Here is a 21,038-nt window from a genome sequence, read left to right on the forward strand (position 1 = left end):
GAACAAAAAGGGTACACCCATGAGCCAGACTGTTCCCGGCCCCGATGGCCAGCCGCGCTGCGCGTGGTGTCAAGCTGCCCCGGAATTCTTTGACTACCACGACAAGGAATGGGGTTATCCGGTCGGCGATGATCAACGTCTGTTTGAAAAACTTTGCTTGGAAAGTTTTCAGTCTGGCCTCAGTTGGCGAACAATACTGGCCAAGCGAGAGAATTTCCGCAAAGCTTTTAAGCAGTTTGATTTCAAAGCTGTAGCAACGTTTGATGAAGCCGATGTAGAGAGGTTATTGCAAGATTCGGGCATCATTCGTCATCGCGGCAAAATCGAAGCGGTCATCAATAACGCCTGTCGCGCGAGGGAGCTTGTTGAAGCCGAAGGGTCTCTGGCAGCATACGTCTGGCGGTACGAGGCCGAAACCCCGCCCGAACCGCAAACCGCGTCGACCTCAGCCGAGTCTATTGCAGTGTCGAAGGATCTGAAGAAACGAGGTTGGAAGTTCGTCGGACCAACAACCGTATTTGCATTTATGCAGGCGATGGGTTTGGTGAATGACCACGCGGTCGGATGCGCAATGCGCGAAAAAGCGGCGCAGTTGCGCCGCGAATTCACCAAACCCCAATAGCGCCTCTTATATCGAGGCGCGGAAGATTTTTTCGATGTTACCACCAAGAGCAGCGTTAAACTCGGCATCCGATTGCTGCTTGGACAGGCCCTCAGTCAGCGCACGCGAGAAAGATGCAATCATCTTGCCGTTCTGGCTTAGCAGATCACATGCCTGCTCGGTCGAATAGCCACCGGACAACGCCACAACACGAACAACACGCGGGTGATCAGCCAGCTCATCGAACAGGTTCGCCTGAGTTGGGATGGTCAACTTCAACATGATGTCCTGCCCCTCATCCAGTTGGTCGAGGTTTTTCAGGATTTCGACCTTTAGGATATCCTCGGCTTCGGCCTTGGTTGCAGAGTTGATGTTCACTTCGGGTTCGACAATCGGAACCATGCCGGCGGCCACAACTTCACGAGCGACGTCGAACTGCTGGGCCACCACGGCTGCGATACCTTCGGCATTGGCCTCATGAATCACCGAACGCTCTTTGGTACCGAAAACACCATCGGCTTTTGCCAAGGTGTCAGCCAGACCAGGGATCGGCTTCATCATCTGAACACCGTTGGCTTGATCTTCCAGACCTTTGTCGATCTTCAGGAAAGGTACGATCCCTTTCTGCAACCAAAGGTAATCCGCGACCTTGCGGCCATCTATTTCTTCGCTAAGAGTGCGTTCGAACAGGATGGCACCAATCACTTTGTTCTTGGTGAAGTCATTGGCCAGAATGATGCGCGCGCGCATTTTCTGGATTTCGCCAAACATCTCTTCGTCCGAACCGTAGTCAGAGGCTTCTACGCCATAAAGAGCCAGCGCCTTGGGCGTCGACCCGCCGCTTTGATCCAGGGCTGCAATGAAGCCCGCGCCGTTGGACATCTGCTCGCGCTGTTCTGCTTTGGACATAAGATTTTCCTGTTCACCAATGATTCCGCATTTTTCAACCGCATACAGCAAGGCGGCGGGTGATGGTAGGTTGTTAGCGCTCAACCACGCGCAACCAAATTCCATCTTTCGATCGCACAGTCAGATGTGCGACTGGCACCGGCGTTTGTCCTTCGACCAATTCAAACCGAAAGTGTCGCAACAGCATCGACAGCAGCAAAGGCCCCTCAATCATCGCAAACCCGGCCCCGGTACACACGCGGGGCCCAGCCGAGAACGGGATATAGGCGTGACGCTGACAGTTTTTTCCATTCTCAGTGCCCCAACGTGTTGGGTCAAAATCATCAGGCCTTTCCCACAGCCTTTCCTGCCGATGCAGGTGCCAAGGGCTAATGACGATTTGCGCGCCCTTGGGAATCTCTCTGCCGCGAAACTGTTCCGGGCAGGCCGCCTCGCGCACCATCATCGGCACCGGAGGATAGAGACGCAGCGCTTCGCGGAACACATCCCGGCTGAGTTTAAGTTTGGACATGGCGGTGAAACTTGGGTTCTCCAGAATCTCTGCCTCGGCACATAGCTTGTCCTGCCAGTCGGGAAACAAAGCCATCAAATACAACGTCCAGGCAAGTGCCGACGCGCTTGTTTCATGCCCGGCCAGAAAGAAAATGGCCACTTGGTCCACCATTTCCCGTGTATCAAAACAGCGCCCGGTTTCCGGATCAGGAGTGGTCATAATTTTCGTAGCCAGATCATCCGGAGCCTGACCCGCCGCAATCAGCTCAGCACGCTCTGCTGTCAGGCGTTTGATCAATTGCCGGATATCCCGCGCGTTCCTTCGCGTATTGCGCGCATGCATTCTAGGCATCCAGCGCGGCACAGGAACAAACGCTGCCAGGTTCAACAAGGGCTGTTGCCGCTGATAGGCTCGGAATTTTTCGAACACCTGCGCGGCAACTTCATGCTCGATCGGAACCGAGAACAACGTCCTGAAGATCACGTCCGCTGCGGCATGGCTGGTGAGTTCTTCGCATTCGACCACCGTACCCGCTTGCCCTCGCACCCTTTCGACACACGCCTCTGCGGCCTGCAACATGGCGGGAAAGGTGTCCTTCAACCTGCCCCCTTCGAAGGCTGGGTCGACAATACGCCGCTGCCGTTTCCAGGTCTCACCGTTTGTCAGAAAGACTGCCCCCCCCAGTAAAGGGCGCAAACCCTCGCTAATACGCCCAGACTTTGGAAAGTCATCCGGCCGCTTCTTGAGAACTGTATCCACAAGCTCGGGCTGGTTGATCATAAAGGATCGGAAGAACGGCGTGCGAAACTCAGCCATCCAGGCCCGGTACAGCCGCTGTGGCTGCGCCGACAGCAGATCCTTGCGGAACAGTTTTAGATAGCGCCACAGCGACACCTTATCTGGACGGGGCGTTGGTTTTGGCGGCTTCATGGATGGACCGATCTGTATTTTGAAACCGGCACGTCGATGCGAGACTTTGATGGCAAGCGCCCATTGAACCTTTGCCCCAAAGTCATCGGCCCTGCCGTAATGCGGAAATAATCGTAGTCACCCGGACGATCAAACGCGCAGAGATATTGGAAATGCAGACGAAAAAACCTCCAGCGCAGTTCTTGCCATCGGTCCGGCGACAGGGTTTGCGTGAACGCCGCAGATAGCACCAAAGGCCAGCGTTTCCGTTCTGTCGCAACACCACTGACACCAACCGGATCACACAGCGCAAATGCGCAACCGTCGCCCGGCGCGGAAACATCAATCCAAGTGAGATCATCTTGGATCGAAAGGAATTTCAGATCAGTGCGAAGCCTCTGCGCATCGGGCAAGAATGAGACCATCGGCATCACCTGCCCTAATGTCAGGAAGGACAACTTTGGCTGATCCGAGAGATTGTCTTGGGCGCGTATCAGATCTGCCAATACCATTACGCCAAGATGTGCACCTGAGGAATGACCTATCACCAGCACTTCGTCCGCATCGCTCTCAAGGGCAGTTCGTATACTCTCAGTGAATTCTTTCAGCCTTCCACTCAACTCGACCGGAACGGCACCCTTTTGAACCGCCGAATAGGCGTAGTCATGCATCAGGTAGTAAACGAACAGGCGGTTATCGATTGTCCGAAACCAGCGCAGAATGGCGCATGCAGCCAGAATGGCTGGTATCAGCGCCAAATACCCGGCAAACGGCCAGATTAACTCAGTCAGCACCCACGCAGCCGCTAGAGCCAAAAGAAGCTGCAAACCCAGCATACTTACTGGGTAAAGCGCCGCAATTACCGGCCCCTTTCGCAAACTCATCATACGCCATAGGGCACCAGACCCGATGTAAGCCCATGCGGTCCTTACTAGTTGCACATAAGTCCCGAGGATTGTGTTCGACATGCTATCACGAACGATATCCGACCAAACTAAAACGTCGAATTCCGTCTCGACGTCCATGCCATCCTGACGGGATTGAACGCGCCAACCATACGGCCCATCACCCGACTTACTGGAAATGGCGATCTCATAGCCCGAGATATTTGCCTGTGCCCGGCCTTCCTTACGGTACAACTCGCGATAGCGGCGCGGATGAATCGGATCATAGCCGGGAATATAAAATACCCGACGCCTTCGCACCTGCGGCTGTTTTGTGTGACTGCTCATGGCCTTACCTTCTGCGGCGCAGGTTAACGCAGCCTGACCGTCAAGGTAAGTCAGATCAACACATCACCCGAAATTGGCCAGTGCCGGGAATGTCTCAAGCAGCCACCAGCTGAATTCGGTGAAAAGGCCGGTGATCAGCATGATACCGACGAACAACAGCAGACCGCCCATGACCTTCTCGATTGTGCCCATATGGGGCTTGATCCGGTTCATCACCTTCATCGACCGGTTCAGGAACATTGCAGCCAGCAGGAATGGAATACCCAGACCAGCCGCATAGACACCAAGCAACAGGGTGCCCCGCGCCACCGAAGCCTCTGATGCGGCCAGCGACAGGATCGCGCCCAGTTGCGGACCTATGCATGGCGTCCAGCCGAAGGCAAAGGCCAGGCCCAGAATATAGGCGCCAAAAACCGAACCGCCAGAATCTCCGGTTTCAATCCGCGCCTCACGGTCCAGAAACGGAATGCGGAACACGTTCAGAAAGTGCAGACCAAAGACAATAACAACCGCGCCAGAAAGTTTGGCAAACAACACCTGATTTTGCAGCACAAACGCCCCAAAGGCCGAGGCCGTAAACCCCAACAACAGGAACACCGTCGACAAACCCAAAACGAAAAACAGCGCAGAAAGCGTAGCCTTGCGCCGCGCCTGCGCCTCGTCCTGCATTTCGTTGATCGTCACGCCGCTCATATACGCCAGATATGGCGGAACGATAGGCAACACACAGGGCGACAGAAAGCTGATCAATCCACCCAGCATCGCGATGAACATGGCAGGCAGCAGGCCCGCGTCTATGATGTCAATTCCAAACATAGTTCAGCACATATGGTATCACACTGGCCACGTCACGAGGCCAATCGGTCACATCCCCGTGCTTGGACGCTGGACACGGCATCAAAGTGGAAATATCTGGGCTTTATGTCGAACCCCACAGAAACACTCGACGCGCTGGGACTACTCTGTCCTTTGCCCGTCCTGAAAGCCAGAAAACGCCTTAAATCCATGCCCGCTGGGGCCACTTTACGCGTGCTGGCTGACGACCCTGCCGCGATCATTGATGTTCCGCATTTCTGTGTCGAAAGTGGCCATCAACTTTTGTCCCAAGAGGAAGCGGACGGCCATCAAGTCTATCTGATACAAAAGGCGGGCTGAGGCTGAATTACCTGTGGTCAAAAAAAGGCGGGCAAAAAGCCCGCCTTTCGTTTCTACTGTCCCAATGACCACCAACCGCGCCGTTTCGGCTTGGGCGGTTCGCTTGGTTTCTCGGGCTCTTCGGCCACAACTTCCAGAACGGGTTCGGGCATTTCTACCATTGGCTCCTGTGGTGCCACCTCAACCTCCTCAGCTTCGGCAACTCCTTCGGGCTCGGGTACAGAAACCTTTTCAGCATCAGTCGTTTTAACTTCTTCTGAAACTGGTTCTTCTGAAACCACTTCAAGCTGTTCCTCAGCCGGTTCCGGCGCAGGCTTTGCTGAAACATCCTCGGCAACGGCGTCCTCGGTCGTTTCAGCGGCCTCTTCCGCTGGTTGTTCGTCTGACGAGGACTCGTTTTCGGCAGGGTTTTCCTCTGCCGCTTCTACCTGTTCCACGTCCTTCTTACGACGGCGCGGCGCACGGCGGCGCTTGGGCTTCTCGGGTTTTTCTTCTGCTGCAGGCTCTTCGGACTCGGCCTCAGATGGGGTATCTTCCGTCGCCTCAACTTCAGCTTCACCCTCTTCGGTATTCCCTTCCGTCGCCTCACCTGAGCCGTTGCTCTTCTTCCGGCGACGGCGGCGACGCTTGCGCTTGGGCTTGGCCTCCTCTTCCGCCTGAACGGTTTCTTCTTCGGTGGCCTCATCCTCGTCAGCGTCCACCAAATCCATTAGAGAGGCATCTACGGATACGACTGGCGCGCTAGCCTCGGGCACGATGCGGCTGGCGGTTTTGAATTTCTCCATCGAGAAATCCGGGCTGACCAGATGCACGTCACCCTCGACCCGAACAGACAGACCATAGCGTGCTTCGATCTGAGCGATATGTTCGCGCTTCTGGTTCATCAGGAAGTTTGCGATGCTGACCGGGCAGCGCACCAGAACCTCGCGCGAACGGCGACGGGTGCCTTCCTCTTCGATCTGACGCAAGATGGTCAGCGCCATGTTATCGTCCGAGCGGATCAGACCTGTGCCATGACAGGACGGGCAAGGCTGCGTCGTCGCCTCGAGCATACCGGGGCGCAGGCGCTGGCGGCTCATCTCCATCAAACCAAACCCGGAAATCCGGCCCATCTGGATGCGCGCTCGGTCGGTCTTCAGCTTGTCCTTCAGACGCTTTTCAACAGCCGCATTGTTTTTGCGCTCGTCCATATCGATAAAGTCGATGACGATCAGACCGGCCAGGTCGCGCAGGCGTAATTGGCGCGCCACTTCCTCGGCGGCCTCAAGGTTGGTCTTGAGGGCGGTTTCCTCGATCGAACCTTCCTTGGTCGCCCGCCCCGAGTTCACGTCAATCGCCACCAGTGCCTCAGTTACGCCGATCACGATATAACCACCGGATTTCAGCTGCACCGTCGGGTTGAACATGCCGGTCAGGTAGCTTTCCACCTGATAGCGCGCAAACAGAGGCAACGCGTCCTCGTACCGCTTCACGTTCTTGGCGTGGGACGGCATAATCATCTTCATGAAGTCCTTGGCGATGCGATAACCGCCATCGCCCTCGACCAAAACCTCGTCGATGTCGCGGTTATAGAGATCGCGGATCGAGCGTTTGATCAGGTCGCCTTCTTCGTAGATTTTCGCTGGCGCAATGGATTTTAGCGTAAGTTCGCGGATTTGTTCCCACATGCGCTGCAGATATTCATAGTCGCGCTTGATCTCAGACTTGGTGCGTTTGGCACCCGCTGTCCGAATGATCAGACCGGCACCGGACGGCACGTCGATCTCTGCTGCGATTTCCTTTAGCTTTTTTCGGTCGGGCGCGTTGGTGATCTTGCGGCTGATCCCGCCGCCGCGCGCGGTGTTTGGCATCAGAACGCAGTAACGGCCCGCCAGCGACAGGTACGTGGTCAGAGCCGCACCCTTGTTGCCGCGCTCTTCTTTGACGACCTGAACCAACAGGACCTGACGGACCTTGATAACTTCTTGAATCTTGTAGCGACGTGGACGCGGTTTGCGCGGCGGACGAATGTCCTCGCTGTCATCCTCATCGGCCACCGACTCGATGCTGTCATCCTTGGCGGAGGCGTCCGACCGCTTGGCTTCCTCGGACTCGTCGGTATCGTCAGCGCCGTCTTCATTGGCCTCAGTCTCTGATGCCTGTGCTTCTTCGGCCTCCGCCTGAGTTTCTACCGAGACCTCCTCGGATGCGACCGTATCTTCTGCTGGCTCACCTTCAGACGGTACATCTTCGGGTGCTGCCTCCTCGGCATCAGATGCTTCCGCCGTTGCAGCGTCATCAGTGGCTGTCTCTTGCTCTGCAACAGCGTCTTCTGCTTCCACAACGGGCGTATCAGCCTCGGCCGCGCCATCCGCTTCATCGACGGGTTCTTCTACCGGCGTCTCGGCGACATGATCCATCGGCGAGGTGCCCTCCGGAACCGACAGATCGGCCCCCTCTTCGCCCTCATCCAGATCAATGGTTTCCATGCCGGTCGGCTCCGCCGATACCTCGATGGATTCGACAACGTCATCCGACTTTACATCCGCCGCCTTGGTCCGAGACCGCGAGCGGCGCTTTTTCGGCTTGGGCTCGTCCACTTCATCCCGCGCTTTCATCGCCTCAGCATAAGCGCGCTCTTCCTCCATCAACGCCTCACGGTCGGCGACGGGGATTTGGTAATAGTCCGGGTGAATCTCTGAAAACGCCAGGAAACCGTGCCGGTTCCCGCCGTAATCAACAAACGCCGCCTGCAGCGACGGCTCAACCCGTGTTACTTTTGCAAGATAGATGTTGCCAGCAAGCTGGCGTTTGTTTTCGGATTCAAAGTCGAACTCCTCGACCTTGTTTCCGTCGACCACCACGACGCGGGTTTCCTCCGCGTGGGTGGCATCGATAAGCATTTTCTTAGCCATGTGTCCTTGGTGCACCGCGCCAAACGCGTTGTCCTTACCCGTCCGGGGGGACAGGCGCTCTTGGGGTGGTGTCTTGTCAGGGCGATTTCAGACGGCGCGCGGCAGGGTCTGGCACTGTGGCCCCCTGCCCGTATAGTCAATCGTTGCGCGCGCGTCATCGCGGTTCTTCTCCGACAGGCGCGGAGTGCCGCTGCCTGCCCATTTATTCCTTTCGCCCACTCTTGCGGGCTCAGGCGTTCAACTGCCCCAAACTGGGGCGCAATCGGTCTGCTTTGCCTCGTGGAGGTCATCGCCATCTGCGGCAAAGCAGCGAAACTCAAGAATTCGGGGCTTAGGGGCGTGGAACCGCCCGGCCCGTCCTGACACCATAAAGGCAGTCCTGTGGAAAAGACAATGGGCAAACTGCAACGCGATGCTGTCAGGGGCTCGGGTATATCTTCATCTGGCTAAAAATATCCCGGGGGAGTGAATTGACCCAAAGGGTCAAGAGAGGGGGCTGGCCCCCTCGCCTGCGATTACAGGTAGTCCGAACGCTGCAGACTGTACTTCGCCATTTTTTCATTCAACGTGCGTCTCGGCAGGCACAGCTCTTCCATCACCGACGCAATCGAGCCCTTATGACGGCGCATCGTGTTGTCGATCAGCATCCGTTCAAAGGCTTCGACGTATTCTTTCAACGGCTTGCCCTCAGTCGTCATCACGGGCTGCATTTCCTCATGATCTGACATCAGCAAGGACGCAATCGTCCCTGATCCACGCCGCGATTGCAGCACAGCCCGTTCGGCAATGTTGATCAACTGGCGCACATTGCCTGGCCACGGTGCTTGTAATAGCTGCGCCGCCTCCTGTGCCGTGACTTGCGGGGCATCACAACCATATTCCTCAGCAAACTGCTCGCTGAGACGGGTGAACAGCGTCAAGATATCCTCTCCGCGCTGACGCAGTGGCGGCATTGTGATCCGCAAGGCGGCCAAACGATAAAACAGGTCCGGGCGCAGCACGTCCTCGCTGGTCTTACCCGCCTCTTGCAGGTTCGAAATCGCAACGATCCGTGTTTCGGCCGGTGTGCCCTGTTCATTCATGACACTCAGCAATCGAGCCTGCAGTGTATCACTCAGCGCTTCGACATCTTCCAGAACCAGAGTGCCCCCCCGGGCCTCTTCGATCGCCGGCAATTGTGAATCCTCTGGCATCATCGGTCCAAATAGACGCTTCGACAGCGCCTCTTCTTCCAATGCCGCACAGGATACCAGAACGAACTTTTTGCCCGCCCGACTGCCCACAGCGTGCAAGGCGTGCGCCACCAGCGTCTTTCCGGTTCCTGTCTCACCATCAATCAGTACGTGACCATCGGCCTGCCCAAGATCCAGAATATCCTCGCGCAAACGCTCCATCACGGGGCTGGCTCCGATCAGCTTGTTCATGATCTGGGTGCCGCCGGACAACTCACGCCGCAGCGCCCGGTTGTCCAGTGTCAAACGGCGCGCGTTGCTGGCGCGTTTGGCCAATTCAGACATCCGATCCGGATTAAAAGGCTTTTCCAAGAAGTCGAACGCGCCAACGCGCATCGCCTCAACCGCCATAGGAACATCCCCGTGACCGGTAATCATTATGACCGGCAGGGTACTGTCGGCCCCCATCAATTTCTTTAGCAACTGAATGCCATCCATGCCCGGCATCTTGATGTCCGAGATCACAATACCCGGATATTCAGGACCAAGCACCTTAAGCGCATCCTCTGCGCTAGAGAAGGTTTCAGTGTCATATCCCGAAAGCGCCAGCCATTGACTGATCGACTGGCGCATGTCCTGTTCGTCATCCACAATGGCAATTTTCATGGCCTGTGCCATAGTCATTCCTCGTTATTCAGCGGCCTCAAGGCCGTCGCTTCCCAGTATCGGCAGTTGCATCTCGAACACCGCGCCGCCCTGTTGGCTGTTGCGTGCGGTCAGCCGTCCTCCATGGTCGTTCACGATACCGGATGAGATAGCAAGCCCCAAACCGACCCCATCTCCGGGCTGCTTGGTCGTGTAGAAGGGCTCGAACAGGCTCTCGATGTTTTCGATCCCGTGCCCATTGTCACGAACTGTCAGCACCGCCGTATCGCCCGCCGCCAGAATAATCTCCACATCCGGCTCTGATACAGATTTGGTGGCGTCCAGCGCATTTCGCAAGAGGTTCACCATAACCTGTTCGATCCGCATGCGATCCCCCGACACTATAACGGGTTCCTCAGGCAATATCTGAGTTATTTTAACATGTCGCTGACGCAGTTGTGGCTCCATCATCGACAAGCTCGAAGCCAACGCGTCCCCAAGATTTACAGGAGAAAACGCGTCCGCACCTTTGCGTGCATAAGACTTGAGCTGCCGTGTGATGGCGCCCATCCGCTCGATCAGTCCATCAATGCGGCCAAAGCTGGCCAGCGCCTCTTCGGGGCGGTTTCTGCGCAATAGTAAACGCGCGCCCGCCAGATAGGTCTTCATTGCAGCCAGCGGTTGGTTCAACTCGTGACTGACAGCGGCCGACATCTCACCCAATGCGGCCAGTTTCGAGCTTTGCGCCAGCGTCTGCTCGGCAACTTCCAGTGTTTTTTCAACCCGTTCCCGCTCAGCGATTTCCCGCTGTAGCCGCATGTTCAATGCGCGAAGCTCTGCCGACTCACGCTGGAACAATGTCATTCGCAGCGTCGCACGACGGCTGAGCGCATAGAAAGCCAGCGCCAACAGAATCGCAAAACCCATAATCTCAAGCGCGAGCACGCTGTTCACTTTCTCGCGGATTGAGGCGTAGGTCGTGAAAGATGCCATCTTCCACCCGCGGAATAGAACGCGCGTCTCCATCCGCATCACCGCCTCACCCTGCAAATAAGCATCCGGCGGCAAGGCGGTCCAGTCGGTGGTCGCCCGGATCGCGCGCTGGATGGCCCCCTGAGGCGGCTGGCGCAGCATCGCTTCGGTTTCTTCAAGCCCCCTCCATTGCGGCTCGGTCGACAGGATAATGGTGCCGGTGCTGTCGGTGACCATAATGGCATCGGAAACCCCAGCCCAGGCCAGTTCGAATTTATGCAAGTCAACTTCAACCACAATCACGCCGAGTATCTCGGCGTTGGCTTCCATCCGGCGCGAATAGACAAAACTATAACCGCCTGATTCCTTGGGAATCACCGTAAAAATGGTCGCGTTCGAGCGGACCGCATCGATAAAATATGGTGAACTTCTGTGTGCTTGGCCCAGCCGGTTTCGATCAGTGGACGCAACCGTGCGCCCATCTCCATCCAGCAACATCAAAGAGGCTGCTCCGATCTCTTCCACAAAGGAAATCAGACGCTGAGTTGATAAAGTATAATCGCTGGACTGAAGTGCCGAGATAAGCGTGGGATCGCGTGAAAGAAGCTGCGGCACAATTGCGTTTCGGCGCAGCTCACTCAGCAGGTTCCCAGAATAAAGCGCCAGTCGCACCTCGGCCCGGTTGCGAGTCGACTCGGTGAACCTGTCCGTCAGCAATCGGTTGGTGACCCATACCGTGGCAACGGCCGCCACTAACAGGGCCATGACCGCAAGTCGCAAACGCCACCCCAGAGGAGCGCCGCGAAATGGTTTTGTCAGAATGGACCAGCCAGAGCGAATTTTAGAACTCATCCCCGGAAATTACGCGGGGATTGGTACAACCTCAAGTCACGCAGGTGCGAGAACACCGGACAATGCGCGGAACAATGCCGTCCCGTCTGTTCCGCCGTGCCCAACATCTGCTGCCCGCTCGGGGTGCGGCATCATTCCAAGAACTCTGCGGTTTTCTGACAGAATTCCGGCAATGTCACCGACCGACCCGTTGGGATTCTCGGAATAGGTAAAGGCGATTCTGTCTTGTTCACGCAGCGTGGACAATGTGCCCTCATCAGCGAAATAGTTTCCATCATGATGGGCAATCGGAATATCGATCACGTCGCCAGCGTTATAGCTTTGGGTAAAGGCGCTTTCGCTGGTTTCCACTTTGAGGCCAACGGTTTTGCAGATGTATTTCAAACCTGCGTTTCGCAAAAGCGCACCGGGCAGAATTCCGGTTTCGGTTAGGATTTGAAAACCGTTGCAAATCCCCACGGTATAGCCACCACGGTTTGTATGCTCGACCACGGCCTTGCAGATCGGCGACTGCGCAGCAATCGCGCCACAGCGCAGGTAGTCACCATACGAAAATCCGCCCGGCACGCCCACGATGTCGATGCCCTCAGGCAGCGTGGCGTCCTTGTGCCAGACCATATCGACCTGAAATCCCGCCTGTTCAAACGCGACGGCTAAATCCCGATCACAGTTAGAGCCTGGAAATACGATGACAGCTGCGCGCATGGCGGGCCCTCCGGAATTAGGTTCAGACCAGTTCGATTTCGTAGCGTTCGATGACCGTGTTGGCCAACAGCTTTTCGCACATCTTGGTGACGTCCGCCTCGGTCGCACCCTCGGCTAGCTCCAGATCAATCACCTTGCCCTGGCGCACGCCTTCGACCTGATCGAAGCCCATGGCACCCAATGCGTGCCGCACGGCCTCACCCTGCGGGTCGAGGACCCCATTCTTCAGCATCACATGCACCCGTGCTTTCATTCCTGCAACTCCAGCTGAGGGCCTCGGTTACCGGCCCGTTCCGTTGCGCGGGGGATAACGTGCTTACGTGCTTTGAACAACCCTGTTTGCGAAGAGTTTGTGGCAAATGCAGCACGCAATAACCGTCGATCAGTTCAGTTACTTAGGCGGCGAACGTTCTGGACGTACCCAGCGGCCCAATCTTACCGCCGAGCCACAAGATTTATGACCATGATGCTGGTAACCCTTCCCCGCCCCAAAAAAGAAAAAAGCGCCGCCTCAGAGGAACAGCGCTTTTGACTAACTTGATAGTGAGCGAAGCTGGTTAATTGATCAGCGTCGGCTTACTGACGTTGCTCTTGGGCAATACGCCCAAGCGCCGCGCGACCTCGGAATACGCGTCGGTCAGGCTACCCAAATCGCGACGGAACACGTCTTTGTCCAGCTTCTGCCCGGTTTCGATATCCCACAGGCGGCAGCTATCGGGGCTGATTTCGTCAGCAATGATCAGACGCTGGAAGTCGCCTTCGTAAACACGACCAATCTCGATCTTGAAGTCGACCAGTCGGATACCAACGGCCAGCATCACACCGCTCATGAAATCATTCACCCGCAGCGCCAGGCTCAGGATATCGTCCATATCCTGCTGACTGGCCCAACCGAAGGCGGCGATGTGCTCCTCGGTGACCAATGGATCACCCAAAGCATCGTCCTTGTAGCAATACTCGACAATCGGACGCGGCAACTGCGTGCCTTCAGCAATGCCAAGACGCTTTGACATAGAACCGGCGGCATAATTGCGAACGATGACCTCCAAAGGCACAATCTCACAGCTACGCACAAGCTGTTCGCGCATGTTCAAGCGACGGATAAAGTGGGTCGGAACGCCGATTTGGGTCAAGCCGTTCATAAAGAACTCGCTCAGACGGTTGTTCAATACGCCCTTACCGTCGATCACGTCCTTTTTTTCCGCGTTGAACGCAGTGGCGTCATCCTTGAAATACTGCACGATAGTGCCCGGCTCGGGGCCTTCATACAGAATCTTGGCCTTACCTTCGTAGATTTTCTTGCGACGCGCCATCGGGGCCCCTTCCAGTCTGCTGAGAGGGAAAGACTCCCATCTCGTTGGCGTCCTCATAGTGCAAGCCCCCCTTTCCCGCAAGTTCGCTGACCCGAGAGGCTTTGACGCAGCGCAAATACCTTGCGAACCGGCTGTCGTATAGTCATATCATCGGGAAAGAAGTTGTAATCCAAGGGGTCCCCAACCAATGACCACATTTGATGAGCGTGAAGCCGCGTTTGAAAACAAATTCGCGCATGACGAAAAGATGCAGTTCATCGCACGGATGCGCCGCAACCGGTTCATGGCCGTCTGGGCCTCGACGCTGAAAGGCGAAACCGTTGAAAAAGCCCGGGCTTACGGTCAGGAGCTTGTGCATACCGACCTTCAAAATGTCAGCGAAGATGACGTCGTCGAAGCTGTTAAGGGCTATTTGGGCGACCTGGCTGACGAAGCGAAAATTCGTGAAAAGATGGCCGAGCTTTTGGTTGAAGCCAAAGAACAGGTGATGGCCGAAGCCGAAATTTAAGGCATAAGCCGCATATCTCATGATCTTCATGAGAATTATGAGTTTGCTTTGACGCTCCGGTCGTGAGACACGGGGCGTCTCTGTTTTTATCGACCCCAAGGGTCAAAATTTGGAACACCCAATGACAAACGCGCTCAGTAACCTTCTGGAGGCCAAAGACGCCATTCTGGCTGACGGGGCTACGGGAACCAATCTGTTCAACATGGGCCTGCAATCGGGCGACGCGCCGGAACTTTGGAATGTGGACGCTCCTGACAAAATTCGGGCTCTGTATCAAGGCTCGGTCGATTCGGGCAGCGATCTGTTTCTGACCAACACCTTCGGAGGCACATCGGCACGGCTGAAACTGCATGACGCCCAGAACCGCGTGGCCGAATTGAACCGTATCGGTGCTGAACTGGGTCGGGAAGTTGCAGACAAAGCCGGACGTACAGTTGTCGTGGCCGGGTCAGTCGGCCCGACAGGCGAGATCATGGAACCAGTCGGCGCGCTGTCACACGCCGCCGCGGTTGAAATGTTCCACGAACAGGCTGACGCGCTCAAAGCGGGTGGTGCCGACGTTCTGTGGCTGGAAACCATCAGCGCCCCAGAAGAATTTCGCGCAGCGGCCGAAGCCTTTGCCCTGGCTGATATGCCCTGGTGTGGCACCATGAGCTTTGACACCGCCGGGCGTACCATGATGGGCGTCACCTCGGCCGATCTGGCACAACTGGTCGAAACCCTGCCCAACCCGCCGGTTGCCTTTGGGGCCAACTGCGGCACCGGCGCGTCCGACATTTTGCGCACCGTGCTCGGCTTTGCAGCGCAAGGGACAGAGCGCCCGGTGATTTCAAAAGGGAATGCCGGCATTCCGAAATACGTGGATGGTCACATTCACTACGACGGAACGCCAGAATTGATGGGCCAATACGCAACCATGGCTCGGGACGCGGGTGCCACCATCATCGGCGGTTGCTGTGGTACCATGCCAGCCCACCTTCGGGAAATGCGCAAAGCGCTAGACACTGCACCGCGCGGGTCACGCCCAACGTTGGATCAGATCACCGATGCTCTGGGGCCGTTTTCGTCGGCCTCAGATGGCACAGGCGACGATGCCGCAGCGCCCGAGCGGCGTACACGTCGCCGCCGCCGCGCATAAATCATTCAGCGCCCCTCGAAATTCGGGGGGCGTTTTTGCATGAAGGCCACGACACCTTCGGCAAAATCTCGGCTACGCCCGCACTCTCCCTGCAAATGAGCCTCTAGCGCCAATTGCTGTGCCAGCGTTTTCTCATAGGTTCCACGTATCGCTTGTTTAATTGCTCCAAACCCGGCGGTTGGACCTTGGGCTAGATAGGTCGCCCTCTCGCGCCAGTGGCTGTCAAATTCGTCATCCGGTATGGCCTCCCAAATCAAGCCCCAGTTATCAGCCTGTCGGGCAGTAATCTTGTCAGCAAACAAGGCCGCCCCTATTGCCTTGGCAAACCCCATCTGGCGCGGCATGAACCATGTGCCACCTGCATCTGGCAACAAGCCGATCCTGGCAAAAGCCTGTAGAAAGTAAGCGCTTTCAGTCGCGATGACCACATCTGCACATAACGCAAGGCTTGCACCCGCCCCGGCTGCGGCCCCGTTTACCGCTGCAATGGTAGGCACCGGACAGTCGTAGATCGTTTCGAGCATCGGTTCGTACTCGTCACGCAGCGTGCGCTCCAAATCAACTTTGCCGGTGCTAGAAGCGTCACCCAGGTCCTGACCTGAACAGAAGGCAGAGCCAGCCCCGGTCAAAACGATCGCCCGCGCATGACGTGCCGCCTGTTTCATAGCGTGGGTAACTTCGGCGCGCATCTGCACCGTCATGGCATTCATCTTGTCGGGCCGGTTCAGTGTGACAACCGCCAAATCGTCCGTGATGCCCAACAGGATCGTTTTGTATTCCATGAACCCCTCCCCAAGTCGAAGCTTTACGGAACCCTGACGGAAATGGAGGGGAAGGAAAAGCTGAACCCAGGGTCAGTCTTCGAGAATTTGACGCAGGCGTTCCTTTTCAGCCTCGCTGAGCGCATCCTTTTCGCCCTCGGCCTGTACCCGAGATCGTTTCCGCAAAAAGCTCCAGCCCATGCCTGCAGCAATCAGAAGCATGATGGGGCCGGACAACCACAGCATAAGGTTTGAGCCGGAGGTGGTTGGTTTCAGCAGAACATATTCACCATAGCGATCCACGATGAAGGCAATCGCCTCTTGGTCCGTGTCCCCAGCAACCAGACGCTCGCGCAAGAGCAGGCGCAGGTCGCGGGCCAGTTCCGCATTGCTTTCGTCGATGCTTTCATTGCGGCAGACAAGGCAGCGCAAACCAGTGCTGAGGTCACGGGCGCGCTGTTCCAGCACCGGATCATCCAGAACTTCGTCGGGCTGAACTGCAAACAAAGGCGAAGCGATAAGCGCAAAAATCAGAATTAGGCGTTTCATTCCGCAGGCACTCCTCCCGTTGGTGCCTTACGCGCTCCGGCTGCAACTCGGAACCGGCGGTCCGACAGGCTGAGCAAACCGCCCAAAGACATCAGAATACATCCGGCCCAGATCCAGTTGGCAAACGGTTTGATATACGTACGCATGACCCAACCACCATCTGCCTGCTGATCGCCGATCACGACGTAAAGGTCGCGCAGGAAACGATAATCGATCGCCGCCTCGGTCGTTGGCATACGCGCCACCGGATAGTTGCGTTTTTCGGGGTGCAGAGTCCCAATTAGCCGTCCATCCTGCTCGACCAGCACATCCGCCGTCGTTGAGAAATAGTTCGGCCCGTCCACGTCCCGAACGTCTTTTAACGTTAGTGTAAATTGCCCTACTTCGAACGGCTGACCGGGCTGGGCAACGCGGATGTCTTCGACCTCCCACGCTGTCAGGCCGGCGATGGCGAACATGGTCACACCCAGACCTGTGTGTGCAATAGCCTTACCCCAATCGGCACCCGGCAGGCGGAATAGGCGTTTGAAATTGCCCTTGCGACCAGTACGGCTCCACAAGTCAATGGCGGCACCGAAGGCGATCCATGCGCCAAGAAACAGGCCGACCGGCCCAAGTGCACTGCGGCCTGATTGCATTGCCCAAACCAAGAGCGCCAGAGCGACGGCCAGAACAAAGGCATAGCGCAGTTTATAAGCTGTTTTGCCAATCTTCCCGCGCTTCCACGGCAACATCGCGCCCACAGGCAAAGCGATACCCAAGGCAACCATGAATGGCGTAAACGCGGCGTTAAAGAACGGCGCCCCGACCGAGAGTTTGCGATCAAACGCCATCTCGGCCACCATTGGCCACATCGTACCAACAAAGACGACGAAACAGCTGACGGCCAACAGAATATTGTTCAGCACCAAACCACTTTCGCGGCTGACCATTCCGAATACACCCTTTGCTTCCATCGCCTGAGCGCGAGCCGCAAACAACGTTAGCGCACCGCCCATAAAGAAGATCAAAATGATAAGGATGAAGACGCCACGTTCTGGGTCATTGGCAAAGGCGTGCACCGAGGTCAGCAACCCCGAGCGTACGATAAACGTACCAATAAGCGAGAACCCGAACGCAATGATCGCCAGCAGAATAGTCCAGCTTTTCAACGACTCACGTTTTTCGACCACGATGGCCGAGTGCAACAACGCAGCAGCCAGAAGCCAGGGCATGAACGAGGCATTTTCAACCGGATCCCAGAACCAGAAACCGCCCCAGCCAAGTTCGTAATACGCCCACCACGACCCCAACGCGATCCCGATGGTCAGGAAGATCCAGGCAGCCAACGTCCACGGGCGCACCCAGCGCCCCCAGGCCGCGTCGACACGGCCTTCAATCAGGGCGGCCACGGCAAAGCTGAACGCCATGCTCAGACCAACATATCCCAGATACAGAAACGGTGGATGGAAGGCCAAGCCGGGGTCTTGCAACAACGGGTTCAAGTCTCGCCCATCGAAAGGCGCCACGACCAGCCGCTCAAACGGATTGGATGTGAACAGGATGAATGCATAGAACGCCACGGCTATCGATGCCTGAACGGCCAATACCCGTGCTTTCAGCGTCGGCGGCAGGCCACCGCCAAAGAATGCGGCCATCGCGCCAAACACAGCCACGATCAACACCCACAGCAACATGGACCCTTCATGGTTTCCCCAAGTGCCGCTGATTTTGTAGAGCATCGGCTTGGCGGAATGGCTGTTTTCAACCACCACCCGCAATGAGAAATCCGACGTCACAAACGCCCAGACAAGCGCGCCAAATGAAAAGGCCACCAGCGAAAATTGGATTATCGCGGCGGGTTCGGCAAAGCTCATCCAACCGGGCCATCGTTTGGCGGCACCTATCAGCGGCACCACCGACTGTACGATAGCGACCAGGAAAGCGAGGATCAGGGCAAAATGGCCAAGTTCTGTAATCATGGCCCCGGGTATAATCCTGTTCCGAGGGCAGCGCTAATCACTTTCGCCCCTTTGGGGCGAGCATAGTGTCGCGCCTCGAAATAAAGCCTCAGTTAAATGATAGACATCACATTTTGCGAGTCTTTCGCTCGCGCCCGAGCCAATCAGCCAGCTTAAGGGAAGAATTTACAGCACGCAGTCAGTCACTTAGTGAAAACACGCCTGTTTCAGGTTGAAAACACAGATTGGTCTGCCGGGCCAGTTTTTGGCAGGAATGAACCAGTTTGCTTCGGTTATACGACTTTGAAACCCTCCGGAACGAGACCATACGATGATCACCAAACCCATCGACCAGAAACAGCTGAGTCCGATCAAGTTCTGTTCCGAAAACAACGTTCCGATATTGCAGGTCTGTCGCCACAATGTGCCGGGTCATACACAGTCTGACAAATTGGTTTAATGCATCCAACATGCCGGTGACATCGTTATTGTCGACAAAGTCCTTTAGCTGAGGTGCCAGATTTCCCTGATGGTCGCAGACCGCGTTCCACAAAGCCCCGGTACCTTCTGACGTTTCGACGAAGCCTACAAATTGCGGGAATGGAAACGGTCCCCATTCCCTGTTCCACCGGCAGCTGACCGCTTTCCAATATTCTGCTTCCTTGCGAATGACGCGCAATGAACTTGCTGGGTAGATTTTCCTGAGCAAGCGCTTCGCCGATGAAAGCCGCTGCAGACGTTCCTGCCGCCGGGGGACTTTCAAGACAAATCGCTGATTTCCGTCGGGCAAACCGACGTCTTTCCCCCGAACCAGATATATGTTGCGCTGCTTGCCATTTGCGATTTTCTCAAATGAACTCAGGTCTATGAAATCGGTAAGTGTCGCCAGCTTTTCCATGCTGGGTTACTTGTGTTTTCAATATATTGAAGTGTACCAGGTCACACAGGGTCGTGTTGTGATGTGAGGGGTTATGGGCCTTGATAGGCAACGTTTTCGCAAAGGGTCCAATGCCGGTATCGACATGCGTTTCAGGCACCATTGTTCTTAAGCAAGCCCGCTTATTGACCCCGTCGCAAGCGGCGCCAATCCTCCAAAGCAGGGTTTTCGTCCGCACTTGAAAGGTGCTGAAGCAATTTCGCATCTGATCCCGGATCAGCAACACCAACAATGTTGCTGCGCAGGTTTTTCAAAGCCTGCAAGTTTTCGAGAACCTGAGGCGTGCGTTGCATCGTGGCGGTTATCTCCCGTTGCAACTCCTGCACTTTGGCTTGATGCCGCGCCCCAAAATAAAACGATACGATAACCCCCAATAGCCACCATAGAGGTTCGGGCACAAGCGCGACACCCTGCATCCGCGCGGCAAACCAGATCGGATCAACCATAGCCGCAACAAAAAGGCCAAGTGTGCCAATCGCCATCGCTGGACGGGGCAGACGGTTCAAACCATCTATGAAACGATCAAACGCACCCTTTTGCGGAGCTTTGAATTCTTCGCCGAACTGGAACATCGCCTGCTGTTGCAAAGCTAGAGAGCGCTTCGCCCCGCTTTCCGAGTTTTCTCGGAATATTTCAACGGTCTCCCGCACGGCGTTTCGACCGTCGCCAAACAGAAACGCAAATACGCTTGAGATCAATCCCATCCAGCAACCCTCCGTTTAAATTCCGCGTCACTCAGGTGATATTCCTGGGAAACAAATTCTTCGGCACGAAGTATCCAGCCCCCCTTTCCCCCCGCCCGCGTACGAGCGTATTTTCGGGACGCGGGCCTATGATCGGCCAACCTGAAATAGTAGTTTCGCCGCGCGACACTATACGCATCGCGCAAGGCAATTGGTTCAGGGTTAGCTGCGCCTTGACAGGCAAGTGCTGTCTTGGGGCCGACAATCCCGTCAACGACGACACCAAACCCCATCTCGCCAAGTAGGCGTTGCAGGATTTTTACTGCCTGGTTGCCAGCATTCACATACATGTCAAAGACAGATGCTTGCAGTTCAACCGGCAAAAGGTCCAACCGGGGCCATTCAAAATAATGCCGTACGAACAATTCGACGGCCTGAGACTTACTCAACATTCGGACATCAGAACTGTCGATCGCGCCATCACCCGTTAGGTCTAGCCCCAGTTTTCGCATGGAGTGAATGGTTACGCCGTACTTTGTCGCGCCGCCGGGATCGTCTGGGTCGTCTACAAATCCACCCTCACGCGCAACAATGTCAGTTGCAATCTGTCGTACCGTCTGCATCGCACCCCCGCTTGTCTTTCGGCAAACGCTGGGGCAATTGAGTTAAT

20 protein-coding genes are annotated in these 21,038 nt (G+C 56.2%); 4 read left to right on the plus strand and 16 right to left on the minus strand.

The window, feature by feature from the left end; all coding sequences use genetic code 11:
• Positions 1–19: 19 nt before the first annotated feature.
• Positions 20–622 carry a DNA-3-methyladenine glycosylase I gene (locus ACR0D7_RS00595; protein ID WP_480677300.1) on the plus strand — a complete coding sequence of 201 codons (603 nt, stop codon included), beginning with the start codon at positions 20–22 and terminating at the stop codon, positions 620–622.
• A gap of 6 nt (positions 623–628) precedes the next feature.
• Here the strand turns inward: ACR0D7_RS00595 and ACR0D7_RS00600 are convergent, their stop codons facing one another.
• From ACR0D7_RS00600 to ACR0D7_RS00615, 4 genes are all read right to left on the minus strand, one after another.
• Positions 629–1,510, minus strand: coding sequence for a fructose bisphosphate aldolase (locus ACR0D7_RS00600; RefSeq protein WP_480677301.1), 882 nt, complete (start codon positions 1,508–1,510; stop codon positions 629–631).
• Between the two features lie 73 nt (positions 1,511–1,583).
• Positions 1,584–2,933 (minus strand): cytochrome P450, encoded by a 1,350-nt coding sequence (locus ACR0D7_RS00605; RefSeq protein ID WP_480677302.1) that lies wholly within the window; start codon positions 2,931–2,933, stop codon positions 1,584–1,586.
• Complete coding sequence (locus tag ACR0D7_RS00610) at positions 2,930–4,144, minus strand: hypothetical protein (RefSeq protein ID WP_480677303.1); 1,215 nt, start codon at positions 4,142–4,144, stop codon at positions 2,930–2,932. The genes ACR0D7_RS00605 and ACR0D7_RS00610 overlap by 4 nt, the downstream gene beginning before the upstream one ends.
• Positions 4,145–4,207: 63 nt before the next feature.
• A complete protein-coding gene (locus ACR0D7_RS00615) occupies positions 4,208–4,960 on the minus strand; it encodes a cytochrome c biogenesis CcdA family protein (protein ID WP_170381221.1) in 753 nt (250 codons plus the stop codon).
• Between the two features lie 105 nt (positions 4,961–5,065).
• Here ACR0D7_RS00615 and ACR0D7_RS00620 point away from each other — a divergent pair, with 105 nt between their 5' ends.
• On the plus strand, positions 5,066–5,299 hold the full coding sequence (locus ACR0D7_RS00620; protein ID WP_170381767.1) for a sulfurtransferase TusA family protein: 234 nt from the start codon (positions 5,066–5,068) through the stop codon (positions 5,297–5,299).
• A gap of 53 nt (positions 5,300–5,352) precedes the next feature.
• On the opposite strand, the gene ACR0D7_RS00625 is transcribed toward ACR0D7_RS00620, so the two are convergent.
• From ACR0D7_RS00625 to purC, 6 genes are all read right to left on the minus strand, one after another.
• Positions 5,353–8,193 (minus strand): Rne/Rng family ribonuclease, encoded by a 2,841-nt coding sequence (locus tag ACR0D7_RS00625; RefSeq protein WP_480677304.1) that lies wholly within the window; start codon positions 8,191–8,193, stop codon positions 5,353–5,355.
• 515 nt (positions 8,194–8,708) lie between these two features.
• Positions 8,709–10,043, minus strand: coding sequence for a sigma-54-dependent transcriptional regulator (locus ACR0D7_RS00630; RefSeq protein WP_170381223.1), 1,335 nt, complete (start codon positions 10,041–10,043; stop codon positions 8,709–8,711).
• Positions 10,044–10,055: 12 nt separating this feature from the next.
• Complete coding sequence (locus ACR0D7_RS00635) at positions 10,056–11,747, minus strand: sensor histidine kinase (protein ID WP_480677305.1); 1,692 nt, start codon at positions 11,745–11,747, stop codon at positions 10,056–10,058.
• A 123-nt stretch (positions 11,748–11,870) separates the two neighbouring features.
• Positions 11,871–12,539, minus strand: coding sequence for a phosphoribosylformylglycinamidine synthase subunit PurQ (gene purQ, locus ACR0D7_RS00640; RefSeq protein WP_480677306.1), 669 nt, complete (start codon positions 12,537–12,539; stop codon positions 11,871–11,873).
• A 22-nt stretch (positions 12,540–12,561) separates the two neighbouring features.
• Entirely contained in the window at positions 12,562–12,792 is a 231-nt protein-coding gene (purS, locus tag ACR0D7_RS00645) for a phosphoribosylformylglycinamidine synthase subunit PurS (RefSeq protein ID WP_170381226.1), read from the minus strand.
• A gap of 304 nt (positions 12,793–13,096) precedes the next feature.
• Positions 13,097–13,852: a phosphoribosylaminoimidazolesuccinocarboxamide synthase gene (gene purC / locus ACR0D7_RS00650; protein ID WP_170381227.1), complete on the minus strand. Its 756-nt coding sequence runs from the start codon at positions 13,850–13,852 to the stop codon at positions 13,097–13,099.
• 187 nt (positions 13,853–14,039) lie between these two features.
• Between purC and ACR0D7_RS00655 the strand changes: the two genes are divergently transcribed.
• Both ACR0D7_RS00655 and bmt read left to right on the plus strand, forming a co-directional pair.
• Positions 14,040–14,360 (plus strand): DUF1476 domain-containing protein, encoded by a 321-nt coding sequence (locus ACR0D7_RS00655; RefSeq protein WP_170381228.1) that lies wholly within the window; start codon positions 14,040–14,042, stop codon positions 14,358–14,360.
• Positions 14,361–14,481: 121 nt separating this feature from the next.
• Complete coding sequence (gene bmt, locus ACR0D7_RS00660) at positions 14,482–15,498, plus strand: betaine--homocysteine S-methyltransferase (RefSeq protein ID WP_480677307.1); 1,017 nt, start codon at positions 14,482–14,484, stop codon at positions 15,496–15,498.
• A 5-nt stretch (positions 15,499–15,503) separates the two neighbouring features.
• On the opposite strand, the gene ACR0D7_RS00665 is transcribed toward bmt, so the two are convergent.
• From ACR0D7_RS00665 to ACR0D7_RS00690, 6 genes are all read right to left on the minus strand, one after another.
• Complete coding sequence (locus ACR0D7_RS00665; protein WP_480677308.1) at positions 15,504–16,280, minus strand: enoyl-CoA hydratase-related protein; 777 nt, start codon at positions 16,278–16,280, stop codon at positions 15,504–15,506.
• A gap of 72 nt (positions 16,281–16,352) precedes the next feature.
• Complete coding sequence (locus tag ACR0D7_RS00670) at positions 16,353–16,808, minus strand: cytochrome c-type biogenesis protein (protein ID WP_170570103.1); 456 nt, start codon at positions 16,806–16,808, stop codon at positions 16,353–16,355.
• On the minus strand, positions 16,805–18,769 hold the full coding sequence (locus ACR0D7_RS00675) for a heme lyase CcmF/NrfE family subunit (protein WP_480677309.1): 1,965 nt from the start codon (positions 18,767–18,769) through the stop codon (positions 16,805–16,807). Before ACR0D7_RS00675 ends, ACR0D7_RS00670 begins: the two co-directional genes overlap by 4 nt.
• 178 nt (positions 18,770–18,947) lie before the next feature.
• Positions 18,948–19,646 (minus strand): YrbL family protein, encoded by a 699-nt coding sequence (locus ACR0D7_RS00680; protein ID WP_480677310.1) that lies wholly within the window; start codon positions 19,644–19,646, stop codon positions 18,948–18,950.
• Between the two features lie 161 nt (positions 19,647–19,807).
• Entirely contained in the window at positions 19,808–20,389 is a 582-nt protein-coding gene (locus ACR0D7_RS00685) for a holin family protein (protein ID WP_480677311.1), read from the minus strand.
• The gene (locus ACR0D7_RS00690; RefSeq protein ID WP_480677312.1) at positions 20,380–20,991 is read right to left on the minus strand and encodes a holin-associated N-acetylmuramidase; all 612 of its coding nucleotides are present in this window, start codon (positions 20,989–20,991) and stop codon (positions 20,380–20,382) included. The genes ACR0D7_RS00685 and ACR0D7_RS00690 overlap by 10 nt, the downstream gene beginning before the upstream one ends.
• Positions 20,992–21,038: the final 47 nt, after the last annotated feature.

The sequence above is a fragment of the Ruegeria sp. BB7 genome, from assembly GCF_056539365.1.